Here is an 18,286-nt window from a genome sequence, read left to right as displayed (position 1 = left end):
CTCGCATTCCGAATTATCGAACGCTGGCTTTCAATATCCCTAATTCCCCTAGGTTTACTAGGTATTATGTTAGAATCCCTTCTAGCGAGAAGGGTGCAGACATGAATATCTTCCAAAGAATGGCCGAAGATGTGCGCATGGTCCAAGAACAGGACCCGGCGGCAGAAAGCGCGTTCGTCATCTGGCTCACCTATCCGGGCCTTCACGCCGTGTGGCGCCACCAGCGCGAGCATCGCCTGTGGGTTAAAGGCCATCGTGGCCTCGCTCGCTGGCTTGCCCAGCGCACCCGCAACCGCACGGGCGTCGAAATCCACCCGGGAGCCCAGATCGGCCGCCGTCTCTTCATCGATCACGCCATGGGCGTGATTATCGGCGAGACCGCCATCGTAGGCGACGACTGCACCATCTACCAGGGCGTGACCTTGGGCGGTACGGGCAACGAAACGGGCAAGCGCCACCCCACGATCGGCAACCATGTGATGATCGGCACCGGCGCGTCCGTGCTCGGCAACATCGCGATTGGCGACAACTGCAAGATCGGCGGCGGCGCCGTCGTGGTGAAGGATACCCCGGCCAACTGCACGCTCGTGGGCGTGCCGGCCAAGATCATCATCAAAGATGGCAAGCGCGTGGGTAAAAAGCCTGCGGTCGCGGCGACGTCGCCCGAAGCCGAAATCGCCCAGCTGAAGCGGGACCTTGCGGCCTTGCAGGCGCGACTCGACCGCCTGAGCTGCGTAAAGGAGCCGGCTGAATTCCCGGCGCAGGCGGCCTCCGACGTCGCCGCGGGAGCTGCCGTCGTGCTCGCCGACGCCGGCTCTTCCAACTAGCACGCCCGCCGCGCTTCGGCTATCCTTAATGGGTTCGATCGACCCTCAAGCGGGAAAGCATTGTCAATGATTAGGCTCTACAACACGCAAACGCGTACCAAGGAAGACTTCAATGCGATCAACCGGGGCGAAGTGCACATGTACGTGTGCGGTCCCACGGTCTACAACTACATCCACATCGGCAACGCACGCACGTTCATCTCCTTCGACGTCATCCGCCGCTATTTCATGTGGCGCGGCTTCAAAGTGACCTTCGTGCAAAACGTCACCGACGTCGACGACAAGATCATCAAGAAAGCCAACGAAGAGGGCGCCACGGCAGCAGAAATCGCCGAGCGCTACACCAAGGCCTTCATCGATGACATGCACGCCGTGGGTGTGCTCGACCCCGACGTGCGTCCCAAGGCGACCGAAGAGATCCCCGAAATGATCGAGCTCGTGCAGCGCCTCATCGACACGGGGCATGCCTACGAGGCTGCCGGCGACGTGTATTTCAGCGTGCGCAGCTTCCCGGAATACGGCGAGCTTTCGCACCGCGATATCGACGAACTCGAAAGCGGTCACCGCGACCTGCGTGCGAGCGACGTCGACGGCATCGAGGACCGCAAGCGCGACCCGCTTGACTTCGCCGTGTGGAAGGCCGCCAAGCCGGGCGAGCCTTCCTGGAAGAGCCCCTGGGGCATGGGGCGCCCGGGTTGGCACATCGAGTGCTCGGCCATGTCGCGCAAGTACCTGGGCCTGCCGCTCGACATCCATGGCGGCGGCGCCGACCTGGTTTTTCCGCATCACGAAAACGAAACCGCCCAGAGCGAGGCGGCCTGGGGCACCAAGTTCGCCAACTATTGGCTGCACTCGGGCATGTTGCAGATCAACGCCGAAAAGATGAGCAAGTCGCTGGGCAACTTCCTCTTGCTGCGCGACGTGCTCAAGACCACCAAGCCGGCCGTGCTCCGCATGCTCATGATGCAGACCCACTACCGCAGCCCGCTCGACTTCAGCCAGGACCGTCTCGAAGAGGCCGCTGCGGCGCTCGAGCGCATTCAGAGCCTCGTGGCCCGTATCGATTGGGCGATTGAAAACGCCCAGGACATCCCTAGCCCGCTCGACACGCGCACGATCGTCAACCGCACGCGCGAGACCCGCAACGAGTTTATCTTCGCGATGGACGATGACTTCAACACCGCCGGGGGCTTGGGCGTGATTTTCACCTTCGTGGGCGAGCTGAACACAGCGCTGGGCGACAAGACCGTGTCGATTTCCGACGTGCCCGTGCTGCGTAGCGCGCGCGACGTGATCTGCGAGCTCATGAACGTGTTCGGCATCGATTTGTCCCAAGAGGCTACCGCCGAAGGCGACTATCCGGTCGAGGTCGTCGACCTGGCGGCCAAGGTGGCGGGATACGCCGGCGCCGACGCCCACGAGGCGGTCGACGCCCTGCTCGAGGCCCGCACCAAGGCGCGTGCCGAAAAGAACTTCGCCGTGGCAGACGCCGTGCGCGACGGCCTTACCGGCTTGGGCTTTACGGTGGAAGACACCCCGCAGGGGCCCCGCGTGACCTTCGGGGATTAAGCGCACAGCACAATCGATATGCGAAGCGAGCCGCCTGAGCGCGGCTCGCTTTTTTATTGCTGCGGGACCTGTCTGAGGCGAAAGCGCGACGCTTCTGCACCGGTTCGGCGGCTCGCGCGCTTTCGCGGGACGCCCGAAGCGAGGAGAAGCTCGAAGCGTTGCGATAGGTGAGGCTGTCATAGTGCTCCATACGGATCGAAGGGGGGCCTATGAAGCGAAGGGGCATGATCGTCATATCGCTTGTCTGCGGCGCGCTCTGCGCAGGGTCGGTGCTCGTCTACGCTCACGGCGTGCAGGCCGATGCGCGGGCGACGCGCGATGAGGCGCTCGCCCGCTACGGCGGCGAGCAGGCCCAGGTGTGTGTGGCCACGCGCGATATCGCGCCGGGCGAGACGCTCAATACATCAAACACCGAACAGCGCCAGTGGCTCGTCGACTTTCTGCCCAACGGGGCGGTGTCCTCGCTTTCCGACGTCGAGGGGGCGTCGGTGGCGTCTGCGATCGTTTCGGGGGAAGTCGTCACCCAGACGCGGCTCGAAGCGTCCTCGTCGGACGTGCAGGTGCCTGCGGGAACCTCGGCGCTCAGCATCGAGGTAGACAGCGCTCAGGCGGTAGGGGGTGCGCTTCCGGTCGATGCTCGCGTCGATGTCTACGCCACGGGGGCGAGCGGAGCGAGCCTGATCGTACCGGGCGCTCGCGTGCTCGCCCAGGGCGCACAGGGGTCTTCGCGCATGTGGGTCACGCTCGCCGTCCCTCCCGATCGGGTGCAAGAGCTGGTGACGGCGGCAGATACCTCGTCGCTGTATCTGGCCCTTCCCTCCGACACCATGTCCCCCGAAAGCGAATAGGAGGTTTCCCATGACGGTGAATAAGGTACGCGCGGTGCTCTGCGCGTCGTCTGAAGAGGTCAGGCATCCCGAATTGCTTGGCCTTCCCGATGAGAATCTTGCCGAGCAGGGCTGGCTTGCGGTTATGACCGATGCGACCTTCGCACGCAGTTGGATTCAGTCGCACGGCAAGGGGCTCATCGTGTGGGTCGCGGGCAGCGACGACGTCTGCGCCCTCAATTTGGCTGCGGCGGTGAGGGCGGACGGCATGGCGGTGCAGCTCGTCGCCTTTCATGGGTCGGGGTCGCTTCTGAGCCGGGCGCGGGCGGCGGGCATTTCCGACGTGCTCGACGAGACGGCCTTCCTCCAAGCGTACGGGACCTGCAAGCAGGCTGCCCTTCTTCAGGATTCGCTTGCGCGCACGAAGGAGAGCACGGGGCCGATCGACCTCATGCTGCGCGAGCGCGCGGCAAAGGTAGACGAGCGGGAAGGGGAGGCGGCTGCGCGACGTCCGGTTGCCGTGGGCGAGGGGCCCGGTTCCGGCTTTGGTGCCCTATCTGCGACAGCGGCGGAGCAGGGCGATCGGCCAGGCGGGACGGTCGTTGCGGTGGTGGGAGCCGGCGGGGGCACGGGCAAGAGCACGGTGGCCGTCCTCCTTGCCGTGGCTATACAGCAGCGGGGCGTGCGCACGGTCGTCGTCGACGCCGACCTGCAATGCGGGGACGTCCGCTACCTCATGGGGACCGATCGGGCGATCGGAATCGAAGAGCTGGCAGATCAGCCCGAACGAGCGGCGTCGCTTTCTCCCAAGGGGCGCCTGCCGGCGGTGGTGTCGTCACCCGAAAGGCTCGAGGCGTCAGAAGAGCTCGCCGGCCGGGTGGCCGACGTCGTGCGCGCCTTGGCGGGCCGCTTCGACGCTGTGGTGGTGAATACGGGCCCTGCGTGGGGCGATGTGCAGATGGACCTTATCGGCCTGTCCGACCAGGTGCTTTTCGTGCTCGACCAGCGACCCACGTCGATTCGCCTGTGCCGTCATGTACTCGAACTCTGCGCCCGGTGCGGGGCGGCTACCAAGCAGTTCGTGTTCGCGGTGAACCGCTGGTCGAAGCAGGCGCTGTTCAGCGGCATCGACGTGTCGGCGGCCTTGGGGACTGCCCACGCTATCGAGTTTCCTGATGGGGGAAAGGCGGTACGGGAGTATCTGGGGTCCGGCCAACCGCTCGACGTCGCCGATGCCCACAACCCCCTCTACCTGAGCTTGGCCAAACTTGCCCTCGAGCTCTTCCCCGAAAGCGACGGGGGCGTGTCGGGCAAAGCCCCGGGCGCGACGCGGCGCGGTCTCTTCCGCTCGCGGAGGCGAAAGGAGGCGGCGGCATGTCTCTGACCGAACGCGTGCGGCAGGCGGGCAATGCGACGGCTGCCCCGAGCGCGCGGCAGCGCGACCCCGAACTGCTGGAAGAGCTGCGCTGCCGCGTGCAGGCCCTCTTGCCTTCGCAGGAAATCGTGCGCTTGCGGGCGAACAACCCCGCGCGGGCGCAGAGCGAGGTACGTACCGCCTGCAGGCGCGTCTTCGACGAGGACCCCTGGTTCGTGTCGGATGCGCGCGTGCGTGCGGGTCTCACCGAGGCCTTTCTCGACGAGGTGTTCGGGTTCGGACCTATCGAATGGGCTCTTGCCGACGATTCGGTGACCGAAATCATGGTGAACGGGAGCCGCTCGCTCTATATCGAGCGCGCAGGGGTGCTCGAGCACGTCCCCGAGCCCTTCGCCAACGACGAGGAGGTTCGCGCGCTCATCGATCGTATCATCGCGCCGCTCGGCCGCCGCGTGGACGAATCGTCGCCCTTGGTCGACGCCCGCCTTCCGCAAGGGCATCGCGTGCATGCGGTGATTCCGCCTATCGCGATCGACGGGCCGGCGGTGACCATCCGCAAGTTCTCTCCCCAGGTCATCAATCTCGCTGAGATGGAGGCTTCGGGTTCTGTCGAGCCCCCGGTCGCCGTCTTTCTGCGTTGGCTCGTGCGCCTGAGGAAAAACCTTGCGGTATCGGGCGGCACGGGCAGTGGGAAAACGACCCTGCTCAACGCCCTGTCCTGCGAAATCGCGCGCGAGGAGCGCATCGTGACGATCGAGGATTCCGCCGAGCTGCGGTTTTTGGAACACCCCCATGTGGTGCGCTTGGAATCGCGACCGCCGAGCGCCGAAGGCACCGGCCGGGTGACGATCCGCGACCTCGTGCGCAACGCGCTGCGCATGCGCCCCGACCGCATCATCGTGGGCGAATGCCGCGGCGGGGAGGCGCTCGATATGTTGCAGGCCATGAACACCGGTCATGAAGGGTCGCTTACGACCTTGCATGCAAATTCGCCTTCCGATTGCGTGCTGCGCCTTACGACGATGGTGCGCTACGCGGTCGATCTTCCGGTCGACGTCATCGAAGCGCAGATTGGAAGCGCGCTCGACTACATCGTTCAGACCGTGCGGTCCGCCGACGGAAAGCGGCGCACGTGCGAGATCGACGAGGTGCGCTACGACCGAGAGGCACGTGCCCTTGAGGTGGTTCCCCTCTACGAGAAGTCCCGCAACGCATCGGCAGGTACCTGGCGGGAAGCCCCCGCATGGCTCGATGACGATCGGCTTTCATCCGAGGAGGTGGAGCTATGGAAACGTCAAATCTCGTTCTCCTCGTAGCCGTCGCGTGCGCCTTTGCCTGCGCGGCGTGTGCGGCAGCCGCGTGTGCGAATTTCGTGGCGGAAGGGGCGCGCGCTGCCCGGGTGGCTCAGGCGGCGGGCGGTCTTTCGCTTGCGCGCCGGGCGCTCGCCCATGGGGTGCCGGCGCTCACGCCGCTGGCCCGCCGTCTGATCGACCGAACGCGCATGGGGGTGTGGGCGGCGGGGGCCGTCGAGCTCCTGGCGTATCGGGGCATTGCAGCGAGCCGTGAGAGCGCGTGCTCTCTGCTCGTCGCCTTCGCTCTGGCGGTCGGGGCGGCCAGCGCGCTTGCGTTCACGCCGGTTGCGGGTGCGGCGCTCTCCGCGGCGGCAGCGCTCGCCGTGGCGGGAGGCATGTCGCGCCGCGTGCGCCAGCAGCGAGAACGCGTGCGCGACGCCCTCCCCGATGCCCTGCGTACGATGGAGGCCTGCTTCCACGCGGGACTCAGCCAGGCTCAGACCTTTCAACAGCTGGCGCGCGAGGCGCGGCGCCCCTTAAGCGACGTGTTCGACCGGGCGGCGCGCGGTTTCGAAGCCGGGGAGCCCCTTCCTGCGGTGCTTGCGCGCATGCGCGCCGACTCGGGCGTGTCCGAGTTGTCCTTTCTGTCGGCGGCGCTCGAGATACAGCACCAGGCAGGCGGGAGCATGGGTCCTGTGATCGGTGCGGCACGCGATTCGCTCGAAGGCGAGCTCGATCTGAAGCGGTCGCTGCGGGTCCACACGGCTCAGGCGCGCTTGTCTGCACGCGTAGTGGTGGGCGTCACCTTCCTGCTCCTTGCCGCCCTTTCGGCGCTTTCGGAGGACTTCCTGGGTCCGTTCTTCGCCTCCCCAGCGGGTATGGCGCTCTTCGGAATGGCGGTGTCGATGCAGGTGGCGGGCATCGTTGCCGTGCGTCGCTTGCTCGATGTGGAGGTGGACTAGCGATGGAGTGGCTGGTCGGGGCGGGAGCGGTTGCGGCCGGGGTCGGTGGCTCGCTCGCCGCATGGCAGGGCCTGCGTGCGCATGTCGAAGGAATGCGGGCCAAGCATCTGCATGCAATCGCTTCAGGGGCGCCTTCGGGGGCGAAGGCGCGCACGGGGCTTGCGCAGGCTCTTGTGCGGCGGGCGCAGGAGCGGTCGCGTGACCGTGCGCCGGTTCCCGGTTGGGCGCGCCTGGGGACCGCGTCGTTTGCGCGCAAGGCACGCGTGGCCGGTCTCGAGCGGTCGGTAACGGTTGACGGGCTCTGCCGGGTCCGTCTCGAGACGATCGCGCTTTGCGCGTGCGCGGGGGTGCTCGCGGGTGCGGTGGTCAGTGTCCAGCTGGCCCTGCTCGGCGCCGTGGCAGGGTGCGTGGTGGGGGCGCGGGCCGTCCCCTGGGCGCTCGACCAGGCCGTGCGGGCGCGGGCGCGCACGTTGAACGGTGCGCTTTCGGAATCGATCGAGGTGCTCTGCCTGGGCTTGCGCAGCGGACTTTCGCTCGACCGCTCGATCGAGCTCTACGGGGCTTGCTTCGAAGGCGATTTTGCCCGCGAACTCGACGAAGCCCGCATGGAGTGGCAATCGGGTCTTGCCACGCGCGAAGCCGCCCTCCGCCGGCTGGCCGCAACCTACGAGGTGCCCTTGCTCGGGCGCGTGGTGGACGCAGTCGTGCGCTCGGCCCGTTTCGGGTCGCCGCTGGCAGACACGCTCGAATCTTTGGCGGTAGAGGCTCGGCGGACGCGCAAAGCCGACGTGGAAGAGGCGGTCATGAAGGCCCCGGTGAAGATGATGGTTCCTGTGGGCACGCTCATCTTGCCGTCGATGCTCATTTTGGTACTCGGACCGGTGCTGCTCGATTTAGCGCAGGGTTGGTGAGCGTCAAGGGAATGCGATGCGCCTTGTGGGCGCGGAAAGGAAGGGACAGATGAAAAGGATATCGATTCAAAGGGTAGGGGATGCAACCCGTACCTTGTGCGCGCGCGGACGCGCCGCTGCCGTGTCGCTTGCGCACGATGTGCGTGGGCAGGGAACGACCGAATACGCGATTTTAGTAGGCGTGCTCGTCGTCATCGCGATTTTGGCCATCACGGTCTTTCGCCCCAAGATTCAGGAGCTTTGGGATGCGATCGCGAACGGCATCAACGGCCTGTAAGGGTATCGCGTCGTCTCGCAGGGGCGCTCTGCGCGCGTGTGCACGGCGTATCTGCGAAACGCACGGTCAGGGAACGGTCGAACTCGCCCTGCTTCTCGTCGCTTTCGTGGCGGTCGCGGGCGGGCTCGCCGCCGTGTGGCACCTGCTCGACGGGGGAGCGCTCGTGCGGCATGCGCTGGTGAGCGCTTCCCATTGCGTGGGCGCTTCGATTGGGGCGTGGGCAGATGTGCTCGCGTACTGACGAAGCCGGGCAGGCGACGGTCGAAGCGGCCTTCTTGGTGCCGGTGCTGTTCATCGTCCTGCTCCTGCTGCTGCAGCCGGGCATCTTGCTCTACGACCGCATCGTCATGCAGGGGGCGGCGGCGCAGGGCTGCCGCCTGCTCGCCACGAGCACGCAGGCGGGCGGGTCTTCACCGGTGATGTGCGAGGACGTAGTTAGGCGCTCGCTGGGGGCCATTCCGCCGCACGATCTCTTCCACGTGCATGAACCGTCGTGCACCTGGGAAATCACCTGCGAGGGCGATGAGTACGCAGGCGAGGTGGCGGTCTCTATTCGCACCAAAGTAAGGCCGCTTCCCCTGTTCGATGCGGCGGCCTCCCTCGCGGGGGCGGTCGATGGCGCAGGCTATCTCACGGTGGACGTGCGTGAGACGGCGCGCACCCAACCGGCGTGGGCCCAGGCGGCCGGCGTCGACCCCGATGCGTGGGCGACGGCGAGAGGATAGGTGGGCATGATGGGTCAAACGGAGCCCCGCCCCATGCGGCGGGCCTTTCACGAATCCGATGGCGGCTTTACGACGGTGGGGATGGTGGTCGCCCTGCTCGTTACGCTTGCGCTGCTGTTCAGCGCCGCGAAGGTCTACAAGATCAATTCAGTCGCGGCTGATGTCCAGAATGTGGCGGATGCGGCTGCCTTGGCCGCTGAAAACCAAGTGGCCTCCTTCTATATCGTGGCGCAGGTCTGCGATGCCGTTGTGCTCTCGTTGTCGCTTTCTGCTGCGATTACCGCAGGTGCAGGGGCGGTGGCCTTGTGCGTCCCCGGAGGACAGGCGCTCGCCTCCCGTCTGCTCGATGCGTCGGCCGATATCGCCCACGCGCGGCAGAGCTTCGCTGAAGGAGCGGCCGACCGCCTGAACGCCATCCAAGATCTGCTGCCTTATTTCGCGGCCGTGCAGGCGTCGCAGGTTGCGCAGGCCAACAACGACGATTGCGCCCGCTACTTCGGCATCGCCTTTCTCGCTCCCGAAGCAGGCGCGCCCATCGATTTCGGGTCGATCGACGAGGCGACGCGGGCGATCGACGACCTGCGGGAGCGCCAGGACCAGGTGGCGCAAGCGGCCGCACGTGCTGAAGAGGCTTCGAAGCGGGCCCAGGCAAGCAAGGAGCGCGCCTGGCGGGCCGATTGCGGCAATGCGCCCGGCTTTTGCATGTACGAGCGCGCCGAAAAGCTAGCGGGTCTTTCGGGCGCGCGCAACCCCCTCTTCTCGAGTGCGGACACCTGGTCGTTTGCGGTTGCTCTCGAACGTGCGCGGGCTTATTACGCCGAACGGCAGGCGCGGGAGAGGCCGCTCGGCAAAGGGGTCGACGAAGGGGCAAATTCGGCTCTGCGTGCCCGCTTCTATGCCTATGCCGTCAAGGAACTGGGCGGCGCCTACGTGCGCGAAGCGGGTGACGCTTTCGAGGCCTATCTGCCCCTGTTGCCCGCCAACACCGACGAGATGCGCGCCACTGACCTCTTTACCGAACGGGTCTATCCGGTAACCGCCGCAGGCGATGGCACGCGCACTATGCATGCATGGCAGGGCTGTCCCGCTTGCGGCAGGGATGCGCTCGTGGGTACGGGTTCCGTTGCCGATCTAGAGGCGGGCGGTTATGCCGTCTGCCCGGACTGCGCGTTCACGCCGGCGAGCTTGGGATCGGTTGCGGCGGCATCGACCTCTATTGAAAACGGATTCGAGCATTGGTACCGCATCGTGGCCGAAGAGGCCGGCGTCTATGCACGGGAGCGCGCCGAGGCTGATGCGGCCAAGCGGGAGGTGCAAGGGCCTCTGGAAGCGTTTTCCCAGGTACTGGGCGATGTGGCCAAGCAGGCGGCGGCGCAGCGCATTCATGTGGCTCCGCCCGGGTCGATCGGTGCGGTCGCTCTTGTGGCAGATGTGCATGAGGTGGCGGGCGACGACCTCTTTCCCTCGTCGTTCGTTGCGCAGCCCACGGCTTTGGGCGCGCGCGTTGCGCTTTCGGCGTCGACGCTCGCGTGCGACGACACGTCGGAAACCGAAAACGTTATCACGTCCCTGCTCGACAATGTGGACGCAGATGCGGTGGGCATCGCGGGCGCGCCGAAGCTCGTGCTCGACCTGTGGTCGACCTTGCTCGGGTCCTACACGCGGGGTCACGACGCTGCGCTCGATGCGGTACGGCAGATCGGGGATGCCGTGCCGATCAAGGCGGGTGCGAGCGGTTTGGGCACATGGGCTGCTCAGAAGATCGAAACGCTCGTTGATGATGCGGGGCTCGAGCCGGCAGAGCTTGCGGCGTGGAAGCCGGTGACGGTGAACAGCTGGCACGTGGTGGGGGCAGACGGCTCGAAACCGATGGCAGCCCTTGCCCAAGCGAAGCGCATCGGTGCGCATTTGCGCCCCACCGAACAGAACCCCCTGCGCGCCGCTATCGATCTCAACGCCGATTTCATTACCGAGGAGTACGACCAGCGATCGAGCCAGGAGATCGAAATCGCCCGCATCCAGCTCTTCGGCGAAGAAGGGCCGTCGGTGCCCCTGTCGATTACCTTGCCCGAACCTCTGCGCACGGCAGGCCATGACGGTATCCAGCAGGCGCGTGAGGCTCTGAAGTCGCTCGTTGCGCGCGAGGAGGAGGTGGAACCGTGGACATGATGAAGGGGGGTTCGCCCGGCCAGGTGACCGTCGAGGCCATGGTGGCCCTCCCCGTACTTATCGCCGTTGCGGTAATCGCCGTGAACGCGCTTCTGCTCTTGGGGGAGTGCGCCGCCTTCGACCGGTTGGCGCGCGATGCCGTACGAGCCAACGCGACGGCGCCTGCGTACGGCGAGACTGCCTCGGCGTGCGCTGCGCGCGTCGAGGGGGATCTGGCCGGCCGTTTCGACGCGAGCTACGAAAGCGTGTCGGTGCGCGCGGAAGGCCGCTCTCCAGGTTACGTGCGCTTCGTGGCCCGTCTGGAATACCGCCCCCACTTGTTCGGCAGGCCGTTTTCGGGAAACGTCTTCGGCGTATCGCTGCCGCCCGTCGCCCACGAGACGGCACTTGTGATCGATCCCTACAAACCGGGGGCGATCCTATGAGCTGGCGTATGCGCGCGGCGATCGCGACGGCGTTTGTGGCGCTCCTGTGCGCCGGGGCCATCGTTGTCCCACACCTGGCCGCCTTTGCGCATGCGCCGTCTTCGCCTGACGGGGCCCTCTCCGATCAAACGACAGCGGAGACGAGCCCGTCCGGCTTTGTCGACCAGGCGTTTGCACGATTGAGCGGGTCGACGTTGTGCCCAGGGGGAGTGCCCGGCGACTTCGCGGCAGAGGCGTGCGACGTAGGGGCTTTGAATCCCCTGCAGGTGCAGGGGCGGGGTGGCGTGGTCGGCGTCGTTTCGCCCTTCGGCGAAGAAGAGGCGCGCGCAATCGTGCGGGGACAATTTGCCGACCGCGGCTGGCATGAGGTTGAGGGAGCGGGCTCCCAAGGTCGGGGGGATACCTTCGAGCGGGCGGAGGGGCCCTACCGGTGGGCGTTCGCATTCTGTCGGGCGGTGGCTGGGGGCACCTGCGTGGTCATTGCGGTGGAGGGGCGGTCATGAGCGTGGTGGTTGCCTGTACGCCCTGGGCCCGGTTGCGCGGGCTGATTGGGCGTCCGCGCGACGACACGGTGCTCGTGCTCGCGCCTTGTCGAAGCGTGCACACCTTCGGTATGCGGTGTCCGCTCGATGTGGTTTTCGTTGACGCGCAGGGACGGGTGCTCGCCTCCTATGCGGACGTGCCGCCCCATCGCGTGGTTTCGTGCCCCAAGGCGCACATTGCAATCGAGCGCTTTTGCGCTAAAGGCGCGCTTCCCCCTGCGGGTTCGCGCATGGAACTTGATTTTCAAACGGAAGGAAAGCAGAGATGAAAACGTGTCCGGTATGCAAAGCCCAGGTATTCGACGATATGCCTGTATGCTTCGGCTGTATGCATCGCTTCGATGAAACCAGCGATCAGGGGGTGGCGGCCGCTCACGTGCCCGACGCCGCCGTCGAAAGGGCCGAGCCCTCCTCTTCAACGCCGGGAAACGGAACCGCGGGATCCGCCCCGATGGAAGCGGGCGCCAAAGGCGGCCCCTCTGTACCTCTCGCGACGTCCGTGTCGGCCGTGGCAGGCGACCCCTCTGTATTTCCCGCTCCTTCTGCGTCAGCTGCGGAAGGGCGATCGGTTGCACATGAAAACGCCGCCGGGGGAGGTACGGTCCCCGCGGCGGCGTATGTCCCTCTCGCATTCGATGCGGGGGTTGCGCGCTTCCAGCTCGTGGTGCGCTTGGAGCCTCTGCCTCTTGGTGCCGAAGGCTAGCCGAGCAGCTCTTTGGTTTCGCGTTGCGCCTGGGCGCGCAGGTCCGCGAGAATCTTTTCGTAGGCCGAAAGGATGCGCTCGCATTCGGGCGTGAGCGTGCTCCCGTGGGTGCCGTCCCGGTCGAGCAGGGTCACGCCGAGCGTCGCCTCGGTTTCCTTGAAGATGCGCCAGGCCTTGCTGTAAGCCATGCCCATCGATTTGGCGGCGGCGTTGAGGGACCCGGTTTCGCGCACCGACGTGCAGAGAGCGGCGATGCCGGGCCCGAAGGCGGACCCGCTCTCGGAGGAGGGGTTCTGCAGAATCAGTTTGATGGATGGAGCGAACTGCGGAGATGTGCTCATGGGGCCACCTGCTTTCCTACTGGTTCCTTGACAGAAAGGCGCGCGTGGCGTCTTCGATCGAGGCTTCTCCGGCGTCGATCGTCTCGGTGAAGCGCAGGGGCGCCTCGTCGAGGGATGCAAGGCCTGCGGGAATGAAGGGCAGGTCGGTTTCCTTGACGATCAGGCGGTTGAGCTGGCACCCGGTGAGGGACGCAACCTCTGCGGGTAGGTCTTCGCCAGGTGCAATGCCGTGCAGGCCGCGGTAGACGTTGGGGCCGAACTTGGCCCAGTGGGCGGTGCTGGCGATGAGGACCGGGTTATCGGAACGAAGGCGCTGAGCCACTTCGAAGGCGACGGCCGTATGCGGGTCGAGCAGGTAGGAATGCTCGTCGTAGACGTCCTTGATCGTCTTCAGGCAGTCCTCGCTGCTCACCGAATCGCTTGCGAAATCGGCGCGGAGCTTGGCGAAGGTGTCGGGGTCGACGCGGAAGGCCCTCTCGCGGGCAAGGTCGTCCATCCAGCTGGCGATAGCTTGCGGGTCACGGCCGGTGAGCTCGAAGAGCTGGCGCTCGAGGTTGGAGCTGACGAGGATGTCCATCGAAGGGCTGGGGGTCAGCACGAAGGGGCGGTCGCGAATGTCGTAGGTGCCGGTGTTGATGAAGTCGGCGAGCACGCGGTTCTCATTGCTCGCGCACAAGAGGCGCTCGATCGGCGTGCCCATCTGCTTGGCGTACCAGGCGGCCAGGATGTTGCCGAAGTTGCCCGTGGGCACGCAGACGTCGATCGGGTCGCCGGCGGCGACTTTGCCCTGGGCGACGAGCACGGCATAGCTTGAGACGTAGTAGACGACCTGGGGAAGCAGGCGGCCCCAGTTGATGGAGTTCGCGCTCGAAAGCGCCACATGGTGGACCTTCTGCAGCTCTTCGGCGAACTGCTTGTCGCTGAAGGTGCGCTTCACGCCGGTCTGGCAGTCGTCGAAATTGCCGCGCACGGCCCAGACCATCACGTTGTCGCCGGTCTGCGTGGCCATCTGCTTGTGCTGGATGTCGCTCACGCCGCCTTCAGGGTAGAGCACGCCGATCTGCACGCCCGGCTTGTCGGCAAAGCCTTCGAGGGCGGCTTTGCCCGTGTCGCCCGACGTGGCGACGAGGATCAGGAAGGTATGGTCGATGGCACCCTGCGCGCGCAGCTTTTCGGCGCTCGCGCTGAAGAAGAGCGGCAGGCACTGAAGGGCCATGTCCTTGAAGGCGCTCGTGGGACCGTGCCAAAGCTCGAGGACGTGGGTCTTGTCGTCAAGCGACGTGATCGGGCAGATGTCTTCGGTGTCGAAGTTGCTGCCGTAGGCGGCGGCCATCAGCGTATCGACGGTTTCGTCGGGCAGGTCGACGCCGAAGGCCTTGTAGACGCGTGCGGCGCGTTGGGCGTAGGGCACGCTGGCGAGGTCGACGATCTCGTCGAGGGTGAAATGGGGAATGTGTTCGGGGACGTAGAGCCCGCCGCCGGCCGCCAAACCGTCGACGACTGCCTGGGTGAACGGCACCGGGTCGCCCGCGCGCCCGCGCGTGTCCCTGTACAAATTTTCCACCATGGTCTCTTCCTCCGTTGAGCGTGAATAGGTCGCACCCAGTATATACGAGCCCATCGACTCCCGAGCTTTTGCATGAGCAAGGGTCGTAATGTGCGCGAAAAACCACGGAAGCGGTGTGGCACAGAGATGTCACGCACGCTCACGAGCTTGCGGGGCACGGCCGTTCCCCAAAGCCGCGAGAGGCGATGAAAAAAAATCGAGAAAGCTGCTTGACAAAAAGTTAGGCATATCTAATATTGTGCACATCGGAAGTTAACCGAATGCAACAACAGTCGGCTTCCCTTTGACAACGTTAACTCGAAGGCCCCATGCACACCTCCTTCTCGTCTGCTATCTCGCATGAGGGTCTGGGCAGGTTCCGTCTGCTTCTCCCGGAACCTGCCCGATTTTTGAACTTCTAGCCGGTCCGCAAGGGCCGGTTTTTCTGTGTGGGGACAGTGTTTCGGGGCGTGCTGCGAGGTGGGAGCGTGCGCGGCCTTCTCCATAGGGGAGCGCCTCGCTTGGCCTTCGAAGCACCCTGCGGCAGGCATCGGGGCCCTGTCGTGCTTCGCGCTTTGCTCCGAACGCTCCGGTGCAAATTAGACTTGACTAACTGTTAGGAACGGCTAACATTCAATCTGTTATTAGAAGAGCCTAACTTTTCTTGTGCGGAAAGCTCTGGGCGGGATCGGTGCGAGAAAGAGGTTTCGCATGGTGCTCACAAAGGTTCAATCGGGCGGAAACTATCTCATCCATGCCGTGGCCGGCGAGGGCGACGTACGCCACCATCTCGAAGGCCTGGGGTTCGTGCCCGGCACGAAAATCAACGTGGTATCCCGCATCGGCGGCAACCTTATCGTTAACGTGCGCGGGTCCCGCGTCGCCCTCGATAAGAAATTGGCCGCCTGCGTACTCGTGTAACACGCGAAGCGCGCACGAAAGCTAGGCAGAGAAAGGAAGGGGGACCATGGCTACGCTCGACACGGTATCTACTGGCCAAACGGTCTCGGTCGCGCGCCTCGTAGGCGAGGGGGCGACCAAGCGTCGCATCATGGACATGGGCATTACGAAAGGCACCGAAATCTACATTCGGAAAGTGGCGCCCCTGGGCGATCCGATTGAGGTGACGGTACGCGGGTACGAACTGTCCCTGCGCAAATCCGAAGCCGAGCATGTGGAAGTCAAGTAGGCTTCTGCATGTCTCGTTGCGGGCAGGGTCAAGGCGTTTTCAGGGCCAACAGTTAACTAAGGCTAACAAGTAGGAATTCCTAATAATCGTCGCGCTTCAGGAGCGGCAAGGGAGGTTCAATGGAACTCAACGTAGCGCTGGTGGGCAATCCCAACTGTGGAAAGACCACCCTCTTCAATGCGCTTACCGGCGCCAACCAGTACGTGGGCAACTGGCCGGGCGTCACCGTGGAAAAGAAAACCGGCAAGCTCAAGGGCGAAAACGACGTCACGATCGTCGACCTGCCCGGCATCTACTCGCTGTCCCCCTACACCCTCGAAGAGGTCGTAGCGCGCGATTACCTCATCGACGGCGCTCCGAACGCAATCCTCAACATCGTCGACGGCAGCAATCTCGAACGCAACCTCTACCTGAGCACCCAGGCCATCGAGCTGGGAATCCCCACCGTAATCGCGGTGAACATGATGGACGTTGTGGAAAAGAACGGCGACTCGATCGACCTTGCCGCCCTGTCTGAAAAAATGGGCGTGCCGGTCGTGGCTATTTCGGCCCTGAAGGGCAAAGGCCTCGATGAGATGCGCACCAAGTTGCTCGAGGTCGCCCGCTCCGGTGCGGCGCCCGTGCGCGCCCATCGCTTCTCCGCGGAAGTGGAAGAAGCCCTCTCCGAAATCGAAGCCAAGCTGCCCGCCGACGTGCCGGCGCACGTTCGCCGCTTCTTCGCGGTCAAGGTCTTCGAGCGCGACGAGAAGATCGCCGGCCATATGAGCGCCGTGCCCGATGTCGACGGCCTCATCGCCAAGCTGGAAAAGGAACTCGACGACGACGCCGAAAGCATCATCGTCAACGAGCGCTACAACTACATTACCTCGATCATCGACTCCTGCCTGACCCATGCGAGCGCGCAGAAGGAATCGGTCTCCGACAAGATCGACCGCGTTGTGACCAATCGCTTCCTAGCTCTGCCGATTTTCGTCGTGGTCATGTTCCTCGTCTACTTCCTTTCTATCACCACGATCGGCACCGGCGCCACCGACTGGGTCAACGACAACCTCTTCGGCGACGGTTGGTTCGCAGCCGGCGACCAGGAGCAGATCGACGCGTACACCGAGCTTTCCGATGCCTACACGGCGGCCACCGGCGAGGTCGACGCCTTCAACGAAGCCGCAGCGGCGGCCGGCTTGGACGCGCCTGAAGCCCCTGGCGACGACGCGACCGACGACGAGCTCGCTGCCTACGACAGCGCCATGGGCCAATTCCTCGCCGATGCCGAGGCTGCGGGCGTGACGGCCACCTACGATGATTACGACGACGAGACCGGCGAGAACGAAAAAGTTGCCGTCGATGCCGCCGCCTACGCCGAAGCGCTCGAAGTTGAGCAGCCCAATCCTTCCGACTACGGTATGTGGATACCGGGCATTCCCGCCCTCGTGGGCGACGCTATGGCGGCCGGCAACGTCGACGACCAGGTGCAGAGCCTGGTGCTCGACGGCATCATCGCCGGTATCGGTTCGGTCTTGGGCTTCCTGCCTCAGATGGCCGTCCTCTTCCTCTTGCTGGCCCTGCTCGAAGGCTGCGGCTACCTGTCCCGCGTCGCCTTCATCCTCGACCGCATCTTCCGCCGCTTCGGCCTTTCGGGCAAAAGCTTCATCCCCATGCTTATCGGCACGGGCTGCGGCGTGCCTGCGGTCATGTCCTCCCGCACCATCGAAAACGAAAACGACCGCCGCATGACGGTCATGACGACCACCTTCATGCCCTGCTCGGCCAAGCTGCCCATCATCGCGCTCATTTCGGGAGCGATTTTCGGCGGCGAATGGTGGGTCGCGCCGAGCGCCTACTTCCTGGGCATCTGCTCGATCCTGCTTTCGGGCATCATTCTGAAGAAGACCAAGCCCTTCGGGGGCAAGGCAGCTCCGTTCGTCATGGAACTCCCGGCCTACCATGTGCCCACCGCCGGCTTCGTCCTGCGCAGCATCTGGGAGCGGTGCTGGGCCTTCATGAAGAAGGCGGGCACGATCATCCTGGGCGCCGCGATCTTGATCTGGTTCCTGTCCGGCTACGGCTTCGCCGACGGCGCCTTCGGCCCGGTCGAAGACCAGTCCGCCTCCCTGCTCGCTGCTTTCGGCAACGCGATCGCCTGGATCTTCATCCCCCAGGGCTTCGGTAACTGGCAGGCCGCCGCGACGACGGTCACCGGCCTTATCGCCAAGGAAAACGTCGTGAGTACCTTCGGCATCCTCTACGCTGGCGGCGCTGGCTGGATCGCCAACGTCCAGGCTGCCTTCACGCCGGCTGCCGGCTACGCCTTCCTGGCCTTCAACCTTCTGTGCGCTCCCTGCTTCGCGGCTATGGGCGCTATCCGCAAGGAAATGAACGGCGGCAAATGGTTCTGGGCGGCCATCGGCTACGAATGCGGATTCGCCTGGGGCATGTCGCTGGTCATCTACCAGCTGGCGGGCCTTGCGACCGGCGAAGTCACCTTCAACTTCTTCACCATCGTGGCCTTCGCCCTCGTTGCCGGTGCCCTCTACCTGCTCGTGCGCCCCAACAAGCACGCCGATGCCAAGGTGCGCCTGTCGGTGAACGCCGCCGACGCTGCCTAGCGG

The 18,286-nt window shown here is 65.0% G+C and carries 17 protein-coding genes; 15 read left to right on the top strand and 2 right to left on the bottom strand.

The features are described from left to right. Window positions 1-101 precede the first annotated feature (101 nt). The 12 genes from cysE to BN3270_RS04210 all read left to right on the top strand — a co-directional run bounded on the left by cysE (window position 102) and on the right by BN3270_RS04210 (window position 12,170). Window positions 102-827 (top strand): serine O-acetyltransferase, encoded by a 726-nt coding sequence (cysE, locus tag BN3270_RS04275; protein ID WP_148335484.1) that lies wholly within the window; start codon window positions 102-104, stop codon window positions 825-827. Window positions 828-893: 66 nt separating this feature from the next. After that, on the top strand, window positions 894-2,396 hold the full coding sequence (gene cysS, locus BN3270_RS04270; RefSeq protein WP_058985927.1) for a cysteine--tRNA ligase: 1,503 nt from the start codon (window positions 894-896) through the stop codon (window positions 2,394-2,396). 209 nt (window positions 2,397-2,605) lie between these two features. Continuing rightward, window positions 2,606-3,244 (top strand): Flp pilus assembly protein CpaB, encoded by a 639-nt coding sequence (gene cpaB, locus BN3270_RS04265; protein WP_058985926.1) that lies wholly within the window; start codon window positions 2,606-2,608, stop codon window positions 3,242-3,244. Window positions 3,245-3,254: 10 nt separating this feature from the next. Beyond that, on the top strand, window positions 3,255-4,607 hold the full coding sequence (locus tag BN3270_RS04260; RefSeq protein ID WP_058985925.1) for an AAA family ATPase: 1,353 nt from the start codon (window positions 3,255-3,257) through the stop codon (window positions 4,605-4,607). Continuing rightward, complete coding sequence (locus BN3270_RS04255) at window positions 4,598-5,914, top strand: CpaF family protein (protein WP_058985924.1); 1,317 nt, start codon at window positions 4,598-4,600, stop codon at window positions 5,912-5,914. The genes BN3270_RS04260 and BN3270_RS04255 overlap by 10 nt, the downstream gene beginning before the upstream one ends. Further along, entirely contained in the window at window positions 5,884-6,852 is a 969-nt protein-coding gene (locus BN3270_RS04250; RefSeq protein ID WP_148335483.1) for a type II secretion system F family protein, read from the top strand. Before BN3270_RS04255 ends, BN3270_RS04250 begins: the two co-directional genes overlap by 31 nt. Before the next feature lie 2 nt (window positions 6,853-6,854). Continuing rightward, on the top strand, window positions 6,855-7,763 hold the full coding sequence (locus tag BN3270_RS04245) for a type II secretion system F family protein (RefSeq protein ID WP_058985922.1): 909 nt from the start codon (window positions 6,855-6,857) through the stop codon (window positions 7,761-7,763). Window positions 7,764-7,812: 49 nt separating this feature from the next. Beyond that, complete coding sequence (locus BN3270_RS09660; protein ID WP_271711924.1) at window positions 7,813-8,040, top strand: hypothetical protein; 228 nt, start codon at window positions 7,813-7,815, stop codon at window positions 8,038-8,040. 224 nt (window positions 8,041-8,264) lie between these two features. Next, the gene (locus BN3270_RS04230; protein ID WP_058985920.1) at window positions 8,265-8,765 is read left to right on the top strand and encodes a TadE/TadG family type IV pilus assembly protein; all 501 of its coding nucleotides are present in this window, start codon (window positions 8,265-8,267) and stop codon (window positions 8,763-8,765) included. Window positions 8,766-8,771: 6 nt separating this feature from the next. Further along, a complete protein-coding gene (locus tag BN3270_RS04225) occupies window positions 8,772-10,934 on the top strand; it encodes a hypothetical protein (protein WP_058985919.1) in 2,163 nt (720 codons plus the stop codon). After that, window positions 10,931-11,359 (top strand): hypothetical protein, encoded by a 429-nt coding sequence (locus tag BN3270_RS04220; RefSeq protein WP_271711982.1) that lies wholly within the window; start codon window positions 10,931-10,933, stop codon window positions 11,357-11,359. The genes BN3270_RS04225 and BN3270_RS04220 overlap by 4 nt, the downstream gene beginning before the upstream one ends. Window positions 11,360-11,858: 499 nt before the next feature. Beyond that, a complete protein-coding gene (locus tag BN3270_RS04210) occupies window positions 11,859-12,170 on the top strand; it encodes a DUF192 domain-containing protein (protein ID WP_058985917.1) in 312 nt (103 codons plus the stop codon). A 430-nt stretch (window positions 12,171-12,600) separates the two neighbouring features. Here the strand turns inward: BN3270_RS04210 and BN3270_RS04200 are convergent, their stop codons facing one another. After that, window positions 12,601-12,945 carry a winged helix-turn-helix domain-containing protein gene (locus tag BN3270_RS04200; protein ID WP_058985915.1) on the bottom strand — a complete coding sequence of 115 codons (345 nt, stop codon included), beginning with the start codon at window positions 12,943-12,945 and terminating at the stop codon, window positions 12,601-12,603. A gap of 16 nt (window positions 12,946-12,961) precedes the next feature. Further along, window positions 12,962-14,512 (bottom strand): threonine synthase, encoded by a 1,551-nt coding sequence (gene thrC / locus BN3270_RS04195; RefSeq protein ID WP_082673340.1) that lies wholly within the window; start codon window positions 14,510-14,512, stop codon window positions 12,962-12,964. A gap of 690 nt (window positions 14,513-15,202) precedes the next feature. Here thrC and BN3270_RS04190 point away from each other — a divergent pair. The 3 genes from BN3270_RS04190 to feoB all read left to right on the top strand — a co-directional run bounded on the left by BN3270_RS04190 (window position 15,203) and on the right by feoB (window position 18,283). Further along, window positions 15,203-15,412, top strand: coding sequence for a FeoA family protein (locus BN3270_RS04190; protein ID WP_058985913.1), 210 nt, complete (start codon window positions 15,203-15,205; stop codon window positions 15,410-15,412). Window positions 15,413-15,458: 46 nt separating this feature from the next. Further along, window positions 15,459-15,680 (top strand): FeoA family protein, encoded by a 222-nt coding sequence (locus tag BN3270_RS04185; RefSeq protein WP_058985912.1) that lies wholly within the window; start codon window positions 15,459-15,461, stop codon window positions 15,678-15,680. A gap of 119 nt (window positions 15,681-15,799) precedes the next feature. Next, complete coding sequence (feoB, locus tag BN3270_RS04180) at window positions 15,800-18,283, top strand: ferrous iron transporter B (protein ID WP_058985911.1); 2,484 nt, start codon at window positions 15,800-15,802, stop codon at window positions 18,281-18,283. Window positions 18,284-18,286 lie beyond the last annotated feature (3 nt).

Source organism: Hugonella massiliensis (assembly GCA_001486445.1).
GTDB classification, from domain to species: domain Bacteria; phylum Actinomycetota; class Coriobacteriia; order Coriobacteriales; family Eggerthellaceae; genus Hugonella; species Hugonella massiliensis.
The sequence above is the reverse complement of the archived record's forward strand: the minus strand, read 5'-3'. Positions and strand labels throughout refer to the sequence as shown.